Genomic DNA, 10,147 nt, shown 5'->3' with positions numbered 1-10,147 from the left:
CCAGCGAGCGGCGCCCGGCCGGCGCTGCCGCAGGATCATGCACGGCCGGTGCTGCGATCCGCTCCACGGGCGGCGGCGGCAGGCTGGCATCGTCCGCATCGGAAGCCGGCACCGGGGCACCGCCGGGCCCGTGCCGCATCAGCCGGTCGCCGGCCACGCAGACATTGCCGGAAAGGTCCTGCCGCATCTGCGCCACCTGCCGGGCCAGCGCCTGATTGGCCTCCTTCTGCAGGGCCACCAGCACCGCGGTTTCCGGTGCGGGCGGCGGTGCCGGATAGAGCAGCACGCCGGGCAATTGGAACGCGGCCAGCACAGACGCGGCCACGAGGCACGCGATCCTGAGGCCGAGGTCCAGGCGCCGGCTCCGCGTGCGGTGAGGCCCGGCCGTCACCCGCCCGTCACCTTCCCCTCGTGCGGACCTGGCTCCCCCAGCAGCCCGGGGCCGGGTCCCGATGGCAAACCTCTAACAATCGACACGGCGGCTTCACCTGAGCGAAAATAAGCAGCGCCTCCGTCAGGCAGTCTCGGCGGCAGGCACGCCGTCGGAACGGAACATGACAGCAAGGCTAGCGAAGCTCGGCTGAACTGTCGATATATCACATTTCCAAGAGATGACGTTCCGGCAATGTCCGGCCGCGCCTGCCCCTGCCCGCTCGCTCCGGGGCTGCACTTGGAACCGCCAGGGTCGCAATAGCTTCTTGGCTGCACGTCCCTCCCTCTGCCGGAGCATGCGATGCGCTTCCGCCCGTTCCTTCTGCTCGCCACCGCGGTACTGCTCGCGGCCTGCAGCACCACGCCGCTCTTGCCCGACCAGCCGGGTGCCGTTGGGGCGATCGAGGACTATTATGCTCGCCATGCCTGGGAAGAGGGTGCCCGCTGCGTGCTGCCTCGCATGTCGGTCACGGCGGCGGAGGTCGTCGAATCGGCGGATGGCCGGACCGTGGTTGAGGTGCGCTATTTCTGGCGGGACAACCGCCTGCAAAGCGACAACGGCGCCACGACCTGCGCGGGCTTCGCCTCGCGCCGCTTCACCCTCGAGGGCGGCCGAGTGGTGGCCATGACCGGCGAGCAGCGCCCAAGCACGGCAGCCGGCCCGATCTGATGCGTCCTGGCCAACGCGCTGCTGCCAAAGGCAGTGCGGCCGGCTTGCCCGACCGGGCGTTTATGGGAAAATGACCCGATACGCCGCATCGGGATGGCCCGGCGACGCCAGGACCCTCAAGCGGCACGGGAGGACTGTCATGAGCGACGAGCAGGACCGGACGGGAGCAGGAGCGGGTGCAGCCGGAGGGACCGGCGGCGCTGGATCCAAGGGTGCGGAGGCCCCGCCCTTCCAGGGGCTCCGCCAGGAGATGGACCGGCTGTTCGACGACCTGTTCGCGACCGCACCCTTCGCCTTGCTGCGCCGGCGGCAGCTCGACGCGGATCCCTGGCGGCGCCTCCAGTCGGTGTTCGACGCGACCGCACCGGTGGTGGACGTGTCCGCCGGCGAGGGCGGCTACCGGCTGGTGGCCGAACTGCCGGGGCTGCGCGCCGAGGATCTCGACATCGCTGTCAGCAATGGCGTGCTGACCATCAAGGGACACAAGCAGCAGGCTAAGGTCGAGTGGCAGGAGGAGCATATGCTGGCCGAGCGCCGCTACGGTGCGTTCCAGCGCTCCTTCCCCCTGCCCGACGACGCCGACCCGGAGCGGATCGGGGCGGCGCTGAAGGACGGGCTGCTCACCGTCACGGTGCCGCGGCGCGAGGGCGCACCGGCCGGCCGGCGCCGGATCGAGATCACCGCCAACTGAGACGGTGACCCGACGGGGGCCAAAAAAGCGTGCCGGCCGGGCTGCCCGATTCCTTCAGGCCCGGCTTGCCCTGACATGACACGGGCAGTCCGCTGCCGGGCGCCGGGGCATACAGGCGCGGCGGCGCTCCGGCCAGGCTGGCAGGGGCCGGCTCACCATCAGCAGGTAGCGGCGCACCACGGTTGGGATGCGGCTGGAGATGTCGGCTACCTGGAAGGTGCGCACCCCGTCGGGCCCGACCAGGGGCACCAGCTCGTCCTTCACAAGGCGCTGCGCATCCAGCCGATAGCCATAGCCCTCCTCGGCATCGGCGCTGGGATCATAGTCGATGATCCAGGTCGAGCCCTCGGCGCCGCCGGCGCGGTGGCGCAGGGCGCCGATCAGGATCGGCTGCCCGCACGAGATGCGCAGCACCGGGCAGCCGCCACGCTGCGCCTGCCAGCCCAGCGGGTCCAGCCGGCCATGGCCGCTCAGGGGGGCCAGCAGGTACAGGCTGCGACTGCCGACCTGCCGCGTGCAGGCAGGTCGCGCGGCCTGGGTCAGCGTCACCCAGAACAGGCCGCCATCGGCCTGTGGCGCCGGCATGGACCAGACGGGTCCCATCAGGAAGCCCGCACCGGCAGGACAGCGGCAGCGATGAGCCGCCCGCGCCTCATGCCGCCCTCGAGGATAGCACGGCCTCGCTCGCCTCGCGCATGAGCACCTCGGCCTCGTCGCGATAGTCGGCGAGCAGCCGCTGCGTGAAGCCACTCTGCAGCTCCGCGGCCTCGCGGACACTGGTGCATCTGGCCAGGGCAGCGACGTTGTCGGCATGGGCCGCGCAACGGCGGCTGGCGAAGCGCAAGCTCTCCGCACTCAGCGTCAGCGGCAGGCGCAGCCAGGCATGCCACCAGGTCAGGAGCTGGTTCGAACCGTCCATGGAGATCATTCCCTCATCCATTGTCCCCAGCCTGCAGGGCTACGCTCTTTTTGGCGCTTTCTTTCATCCGGCGGCTGGTGGCTACCGCAGAGCAACCCTACCTATCCCCGCCTGCAGGCCGCCCGCATTGATCTAGATCAAGTCGCGACCGAGATTCGTTGCCCGGCCGGTGCTCGCCACCGCCGGCACTCCCCTTCCCGAGGAAGCCGATGCCTGCCGATCATATCGCTAACCGGCGGCCGCTCATCGTCGCCGCCATCGTGCTGGCGACCTTCATGGTGGCGATCGAGGCCACCATCGTCGCCACCGCGATGCCGCACATCGTGGGGCAGCTCGGCGGGTTCGCCTACTATAGCTGGGTGTTCTCCGCCTTCCTCCTGGCGCAGACCACCACCACGGTGATCTATGGCCGGCTGGCCGACATGTTCGGCCGCAAGCCGGTGCTGATCACCGGAACGGCCCTGTTCCTCCTGGCCTCGCTCTTGTGCGGGCTCGCCTGGTCGATGCCGAGCCTGATCCTGTTCCGCCTCCTGCAGGGCCTGGGTGCCGGCGCCATCCTGCCGGTGACCACCACGATCGTGGGCGACCTCTACCGGATCGAGGAGCGCGGCAAGATCCAGGGCCTCTTGTCGAGCGTCTGGGCGTCCTCCGCAAGATCCAGGGCCTCTTGTCGAGCGTCTGGGCGTCCTCCGCGGTGGTGGGGCCGCTGGCGGGTGCCGTGATTGTCGACCACCTGCCCTGGGCCTGGATCTTCTGGCTGAACCTGCCGTTCGGCGCGCTGGCGATCGGAGGCCTGGTCCTGTTCCTCCAGGAGAAGGTCTCCAGGCAGAACGAGCCAATCGACTATGCCGGGGCCGCCCTGTTCGCCGTGGCGATCGCCGCCTTCATGCTGATGCTCACCGAAGCCGATGGCGGCCTCGGCACCGTCCTGGCCCTGGGCCTGTTGTTCCTCCTGGCCGGGGCGGCCTTCCTCTGGCAGGAGCGCCGCGCCCGGCCCCCCATGATCTCGCTCCAGCTCTGGCGCCGGCAGCTCATCGCCGCCTGCAACGTCGCCACCCTGCTCGCCGGCATGGCGCTGATCGGGCTGACCACGATCCTGCCGCTGCACGTGCAGGGCGTGCTCGGCCGCAGCCCGCTGCAGGCCGGGTTCGCGCTCACCATGCTGATCCTGGGCTGGCCGCTAGCCGTCACCCTGTCCAGCCGCTGCTACCGGATCTTCGGCATCCGCCGCACCTTGCGCCTGGGCAGCCTGATGTTCCCGCTGGGTGCCGCCGCCTTCCTCCTGCTCCAGCCGGGCAGCTCGCCGTTCCTGGCTGGGGCCGGCTCGTTCGTGATGGGCTTCGGCATGGGCCTGCTCAGCATCACCTGCATCATCCTGATCCAGGAGAGCGTCGACTGGGCCGAGCGCGGCAGCGCCACCTCCTCCAACCTGTTCGCCCGCAGCCTGGGCAACACGCTGGGCGCCACTGCCCTGGGGGCGGTGCTGAATCTCGGGATCGACCGCTACGCGCCACCTCCTGCGGCGGCACGGCTGCACGGCCTGCTTGAGCGGCCGGACGGGCTGGCCGGGGTCGCGATCGACCCGCAGGCGCAGGCCGCCCTGCACCAGGCCCTGCATCTGGCCTTCTGGGGCATCCTGCTCCTGGCGCTGCTAGCCTGCCTGACCTGCTGGTGGATCCCGGCCCGGCGCCACCTGACCAGACCGGCCTGACCCTGCCGCCCCGCCGCAGCCGGCGGGAAGCCGGCGCCGGCCATGCGCCCAGGGTGGCCGGCCGCGTGCTCAGGCCTGCCAGCTGAAGCCGAAGCCGGCCTGGGCGCGGCCGGCCCGGTCGCCTATCCCGGCTATATGGGTCGCGAGGTTGCCGAACTCGTCCTGGATCTCGGCGGGGCTGATCCCGCGCTCCCGGGCGGCCATGAGGCAGCGCGCGGCATACTCCCGCGACCGGTGCCGCTCTTCCCGATAAAGCTCCGGACCGATATGCTCATCGATCCAGCACTGCACGAACGCCCTCGCCCGCGTGCTCATCCCGATCTCCGCCATGGGACAGGGAGCCTAGGAACGCTACGAGACTCTCGTCTTCACGGTGCGACAGTTTGCCATGGGGATTGCGCTTGCTGGCCTGTTGGCTGTGGCGCGCGCGGCACGGTCGCGCATCCGATACAGGGCGTTCACCCGGGCTCGACGGCACCACCCTGCTCGGCCCAGTCCTTGAAGCTCCCGAGGTTGCGCACGTCGCGGTAGCCCAGGTCCAGCAGCGCCTTGCCGGCCAGCGCCGAGCGCCCGCCGGACGCACAGTAGACGATCACGGTCTTGGCCGGATCAAACGCCTGGTCGTGATAGGGCGAGGCCGGGTCGGCGCGGAACTCGAGCATGCCGCGCGACACCTGCCTGGCTCCCGCGACCTTGCCGCTCGCCTGCACCTCTGGCTGGTCACGCACGTCCACGACCAGGACGTCGCCCTGCTTCATCAGCTCTTCGGCGGTCGCCCGACCAATCCGGGGCACCGCACTGTTGGCGGCGGCCAGCAATTCCTTGACTGAAGTCGGCATCGTTCATCCTCCCGGAAATGCCGTCCTGGCGGCGGACTCGCCCCGAGGCGGCCGATTGGCGAACCTGCGGCATCCCGCCGTCCTGGTCAACTTGCCGCCCTGGATGGAATTCGCCTGCCAGGCGCCCGCCGGGAGATCCGCCGCTGGCGCGGCCGGCGGCAACAGCACATCTGGCAGTCCTTCCGGTCCTTCTCCGTCCTGCCCTGTCGGTTCACTTGATTCGTCGACGGTCCTGCCGGATCCATCGCATGCCGAGCGACATAGGACCGGTCCTGGCCTGCTCTATCTTCAGGACGTCTGCAAAGGATACTTGGACCGATGATCGTCCGAAGCCGCATCTTTTTCGGCTGTACCTTCACGCTGCTGGCGTGCCGGCCGCCCAGGCGGCGGACTGCGGCAGCACCTATGACTGCACGGTGACGAGCGGCAGCTACACCAACCCCTACGGCTCGGCTTCGACCGGCAGCAGCGGCGACCAGGACAACGACCCGGGCAATGGCTCGACGATCACGCTCACCAACCATGGCGACTTCACGCGGGTGCCAGCAGCTACCCTTATGTCCTCATGTGCTGCATGCTCAGTCCAGCGGCGGCACGCCGTCGATGAATCCACCGGGGGTGTCGTCGCCATCGGCAATGACGGCGATCCATCGCTCAGCAAGGGCTCGTATGGCAGCGAGCTGATCCCCATCGACGCGCGTTTGCCGACGTGGACCGGGACGACCAGAACAACGGTTCGCTCGGTGGCGATGCAGGAGCTGCCGGCAACGTCTGGGTAACCAATGGGGGCAGCATCGTGCTGGGCATTCGCCGACAGCCTGTTCAGTTGCCCGACCTTCGCGGGCGCGCATGCCCTGGTGCGCGAGGGGACCTGCGTCTGGGCGCCGCTCGGCGGCGGCAGCACCGACCTGGACGCGGCCGATGGTGCGGACCGCTTCTCCCAGGACGGCTTCACCTACCAGCTCGGCATGCAGCTTCTGACGGAGGCGGCCGTTGCCCTGTCGACGGCCGGCGCTGCGGTTCTAGATCTGGCAGGGTGGCAGTGGCTTCCTGGCGGCAGGTGCATGGGCAGGGTCGAGATCCATCGGGCGAATCCGGCCGGCCGGGACCTGGCGGTGGGTGACATCCACGGCCATTTCAGCCGCCTGGAGGCGGCACTCGAGAGCGTCGGCTTCGATCCTGCGGTCGACCGATTGTTCTCGGTGGGCGACCTGGTCGACCGGGGGCCGGAGAGCGAGCAGGTCCTGGCTTGGCTGGCGAGACCCTGGTTCCACGCGGTCCGGGGCAACCACGACGACTATGCGATCCGCTTCGCCCGGGGCAATCCGGTGGACGCGGACAATTACCGCCAGAATGGCGGCGGCTGGTTCTTGGCCCTGCCGGAGGGGCGCCAGCAGGAGATCGGTGCCGCCCTGGAGTTGCTGCCGATCGCACTCGAGGTCGAGACGGCGCATGGGCCGGTGGGCTTGGTCCATGCCGATTGCCCGCTGCCGGACTGGCGGATGCTCTGCGACCGGCTAGAGAACCCCGAGAGCCGGCGGGCTGCGGGCGAACTGGAGGACCAGTGCATCTGGTCGCGCCGCCGGATCGAGGAACAGGACCTCGCTCCGGTCACGGGCGTGCAGGCGGTCGTGGTCGGCCACACCCCGCTCCGCCAGGCAGTAGCGCTGGGCAATGTCTACCATATCGACACGGCCGGCTGGCTGCCGCAGGGCCGCTTCACCCTGCTGGACCTGGCGACGCTGCAACCGGCTGACGGCGGCCCGGTCCTGGTGATCCCGCCGGAGCCCGGGCGGGCGGTTTGACGCTCGCCTGCAGCGTGGCGGCCCGGCCTTGAGCTTGAGAGTTGATCGGCGCGTCCGCAGGTCTACCGTCGCCACCACCGGCCGACCGGCCGGCCCATTGATCGTGAACGGAGCCCAAGCGATGCGCGGCGTCGTCATTCATGCGCCAAGAGACCTGCGGATCGACGAGGTCGCCCTGCCATCCCCCGGCCCCGGCGAGGTCCGGGTGGAGATCGCCGCGGGCGGGATCTGCGGCTCCGACCTGCACTATTACCGCCATGGCGGCTTCGGCGCGGTGCGCATCAGGCAGCCCATGGTGCTCGGCCACGAGATTGCCGGCACGATCGCGGAGCTGGGCCCAGGCGTGGCGTCGCGCGCGGTTGGCCAGCGGGTGGCGGTGAACCCCAGCCGGCCCTGCGGTCAGTGCCGCTACTGCCAGGAGGGCCTGCACAACCAGTGCCTCGACATGCGTTTTCTGGGCAGCGCCATGCGGATGCCCCACGTGCAAGGCGGGTTCTGCCAGAGTCTGGTCGTGTCTGCCGCCCAGGCCGTCCGGATCGCCGACCGGCTGAGCTGGAGCGAGGCGGCCATGGCCGAGCCCCTGGCGGTCTGCCTCCATGCCGCGCGCCGGGCTGGGCCGCTTCTGGGCAAGCGCGTGCTGGTCACCGGCTGCGGGCCGATCGGCGTGCTCGCCGTCATGTGCGCCAAGCTCGCCGGCGCCTCCCTGATCGTGGCGACGGACATCGCCCCGGAACCCCTGGCCCTGGCCAGGCGCGTCGGTGCCACGCAAGCGCTGGACACTGCCGGTAGCCCCAATGCGCTGGCCCCCTACACCGCCGAGAAAGGCAGCTTCGACGTGTTGTTCGAGGCGTCGGGCAGCGAGGTGGCGGTGCGTGGCGCGCTGGATGCGCTGCGCCCGCACGGGATCATCGTCCAGCTCGGCATCGGCGGCGACATGACCCTGCCGATCAACACGATCGTCGCCAAGGAGCTGCAACTGCGCGGCACGTTCCGCTTCGACGAGGAGTTCGCGCTGGCAGTCGACCTGATGGGCCAGGGCCTGATCGACGTGACACCCCTGCTCACCGCGACCATCCCGTTCGAATCGGCGGTCGAGGCCTTCGAGCTGGCATCCGACCGCTCCCGCGCGATGAAGGTGCAGCTCACGTTCTGAGGCGGCCATCCCGCCCCGCTGCAACCGAGACCGCGGGAGGCGAAGCCACGGGCACATCGCAACCATCGCATCGGCCGTGCCTTTCCTATGCATGCCGAGCAGGTGCAGCGCACGGGCGAAACATCCGCTGGCAGCCGAGGCTGATTTGCGGATTGGCTGCGAGACGCCCGGCAGGGACATCCGGATGGCGGCGGACGAGAAGTCGAAACCCTGCATGCCGCCGCATCGAGCGCATCAACGACAGGACGACCAGGGGCCGGCAATGACCAATGCCTTATCCGACCAGGAACGCGAGCTGATCGACGCCTACTGGCGCGCGGCCAACTATCTGTCGGTCGGCCAGATCTATCTCTACGACAACCCGCTGCTCAAGAAACCCCTGGCCAAGGAGCACATCAAGCCGCGCCTGCTCGGCCACTGGGGCACCACGCCCGGGCTGAACTTCATCTACGTGCACCTGAACCGGCTGATCCGGCAGCACGACCTCGACATGATCTACATCACCGGGCCCGGTCATGGCGGCCCGGCCCTGGTGGCCAACGCCTATCTGGAGGGCACCTACAGCGAGGTCTACCCGAACGTCTCGCAGGACGAGGCAGGCCTCAAGCGCCTGTTCACCCAGTTCTCCTTCCCGGGCGGCATCCCCAGCCACGTGGCGCCGGAAACGCCAGGCTCGATCCACGAGGGCGGCGAGCTCGGCTACTCCCTGTCCCACGCGTTCGGTGCCGCCTTCGACAATCCCGACCTGATCGTCGCCTGCGTGGTCGGTGACGGCGAGGCGGAGACCGGGGCGCTGGCGACGAGCTGGCATTCCAACAAGTTCCTGAACCCGGTGGGCGATGGCGTGGTCCTGCCGATCCTGCACCTGAACGGCTACAAGATCGCCAGCCCCTGCGTGCTGGCCCGGATCAGCCATGAGGAGCTGGACCAGCTCTTTCGCGGCTATGGCTACACGCCGCATTTCGTCGAGGGCGACGACCCGGCGACGATGCACGAGCTGATGGCGGCAACGCTGGACCGGGTGCTGGCCGAGATCCGCCAGATCAAGGCGGACGCCGCGGCCAATGGCGTCACCACCCGCCCCCGTTGGCCGATGATCGTGCTGCGTACGCCCAAAGGCTGGAGCTGCCCGAAGGAGATCGACGGCAAGCGCACCGAGGGCTTCTGGCGCTCGCACCAGGTGCCGATGGGCGGGATGCACGAGAACCCTGACCATGTGCGCCTCCTGGAAGAATGGATGAAGAGCTATCGGCCGGACGAGCTCTTCGACGAGGCTGGGCGCCTGCGGCCGGAACTCGCCGAGCTGCCGCCGCGGGGCACGCGGCGGATGAGCGCCAACCCGCATACCAATGGCGGCGTGCTGCTGCGCGACCTGCGTCTGCCCGACTTTCGCGACTATGCGGTCGAGATGCCGGCGCCGGGTGCGGCGGTGGCGGAGTCCACCCGGGTCATGGGCCGGTTCCTGCGCGACGTGATGAAGCTGAACCTGGATGCTCGCAACTTCCGCCTGTTCAGCCCGGACGAGAACAACTCCAATCGCTGGCAGGACGTACTCGAGGCCACCGATCGGACCTGGGTCGTCGAGCGCCACGATTATGACGAGCATCTGGCGCCCGATGGCCGGGTGATGGAGATGCTGAGCGAGCACCAGTGCCAGGGATGGCTGGAGGGTTATCTGCTCACCGGCCGGCACGGCTTCTTTTCCTGCTACGAGGCGTTCATCCACATCGTCGATTCGATGTTCAACCAGCACGCCAAGTGGCTGAAGGTGTGCAACGACATCCGCTGGCGGCGGCCGATCGCGTCGTTGAACTATCTCCTGTCCAGCCATGTCTGGCGCCAGGACCATAACGGCTTCAGTCACCAGGACCCGGGCTTCATCGACCATGTCGTCAACAAGAAGGCCGAGGTGGTCCGGGTCTACCTG

10 protein-coding genes and 2 pseudogenes are annotated in these 10,147 nt (G+C 69.2%); 7 read left to right on the top strand and 5 right to left on the bottom strand.

Annotation, left to right across the window (positions count from 1 at the left end; genetic code table 11):
- Nucleotides 1-325, bottom strand: a pseudogene (locus EQG76_RS24745) (hypothetical protein); the annotation flags it as partial.
- Between the two features lie 408 nt (nt 326-733).
- On the opposite strand from EQG76_RS24745, the gene EQG76_RS24740 reads away from it, so the two are divergent.
- Nucleotides 734-1,102: a hypothetical protein gene (locus EQG76_RS24740; protein ID WP_159717276.1), complete on the top strand. Its 369-nt coding sequence runs from the start codon at nt 734-736 to the stop codon at nt 1,100-1,102.
- A 139-nt stretch (nt 1,103-1,241) separates the two neighbouring features.
- Nucleotides 1,242-1,793, top strand: a complete 552-nt coding sequence (locus EQG76_RS24735; RefSeq protein WP_159717275.1) for an Hsp20/alpha crystallin family protein — start codon at nt 1,242-1,244, stop codon at nt 1,791-1,793.
- Nucleotides 1,794-1,847: 54 nt separating this feature from the next.
- Here EQG76_RS24735 and EQG76_RS24730 read toward each other — a convergent pair whose 3' ends face one another.
- Nucleotides 1,848-2,378, bottom strand: a complete 531-nt coding sequence (locus EQG76_RS24730; protein ID WP_159717274.1) for a hypothetical protein — start codon at nt 2,376-2,378, stop codon at nt 1,848-1,850.
- Nucleotides 2,379-2,445: 67 nt separating this feature from the next.
- Nucleotides 2,446-2,712, bottom strand: coding sequence for a phasin family protein (locus EQG76_RS24725; protein ID WP_159717273.1), 267 nt, complete (start codon nt 2,710-2,712; stop codon nt 2,446-2,448).
- A 209-nt stretch (nt 2,713-2,921) separates the two neighbouring features.
- Between EQG76_RS24725 and EQG76_RS24720 the strand changes: the two are divergent.
- Nucleotides 2,922-4,423: pseudogene (locus tag EQG76_RS24720) on the top strand (MDR family MFS transporter).
- 69 nt (nt 4,424-4,492) lie between these two features.
- Here the strand turns inward: EQG76_RS24720 and EQG76_RS24715 are convergent.
- Both EQG76_RS24715 and EQG76_RS24710 read right to left on the bottom strand, forming a co-directional pair.
- The gene (locus EQG76_RS24715; RefSeq protein ID WP_159717272.1) at nt 4,493-4,738 is read right to left on the bottom strand and encodes a DUF768 domain-containing protein; all 246 of its coding nucleotides are present in this window, start codon (nt 4,736-4,738) and stop codon (nt 4,493-4,495) included.
- Between the two features lie 143 nt (nt 4,739-4,881).
- Complete coding sequence (locus EQG76_RS24710) at nt 4,882-5,262, bottom strand: rhodanese-like domain-containing protein (protein WP_159717271.1); 381 nt, start codon at nt 5,260-5,262, stop codon at nt 4,882-4,884.
- A 248-nt stretch (nt 5,263-5,510) separates the two neighbouring features.
- Between EQG76_RS24710 and EQG76_RS24705 the strand changes: the two genes are divergently transcribed.
- The 4 genes from EQG76_RS24705 to EQG76_RS24690 all read left to right on the top strand — a co-directional run.
- Entirely contained in the window at nt 5,511-6,041 is a 531-nt protein-coding gene (locus tag EQG76_RS24705; RefSeq protein WP_159717270.1) for a hypothetical protein, read from the top strand.
- 285 nt (nt 6,042-6,326) lie between these two features.
- Nucleotides 6,327-7,067: a metallophosphoesterase gene (locus EQG76_RS24700; protein ID WP_159717277.1), complete on the top strand. Its 741-nt coding sequence runs from the start codon at nt 6,327-6,329 to the stop codon at nt 7,065-7,067.
- A gap of 121 nt (nt 7,068-7,188) precedes the next feature.
- Nucleotides 7,189-8,220, top strand: coding sequence for an L-idonate 5-dehydrogenase (locus EQG76_RS24695; protein WP_159717269.1), 1,032 nt, complete (start codon nt 7,189-7,191; stop codon nt 8,218-8,220).
- A 262-nt stretch (nt 8,221-8,482) separates the two neighbouring features.
- Nucleotides 8,483-10,147: phosphoketolase family protein (locus EQG76_RS24690; RefSeq protein WP_159717267.1), on the top strand; the 1,665-nt coding region annotated here is incomplete at its 3' end.

The organism is Geminicoccus flavidas, from assembly GCF_009806515.1.
Lineage (GTDB): Bacteria > Pseudomonadota > Alphaproteobacteria > Geminicoccales > Geminicoccaceae > Geminicoccus > Geminicoccus flavidus.
Note: the sequence above shows the minus strand (reverse complement) of the source record. Positions and strands in the feature narration are given on the sequence as shown.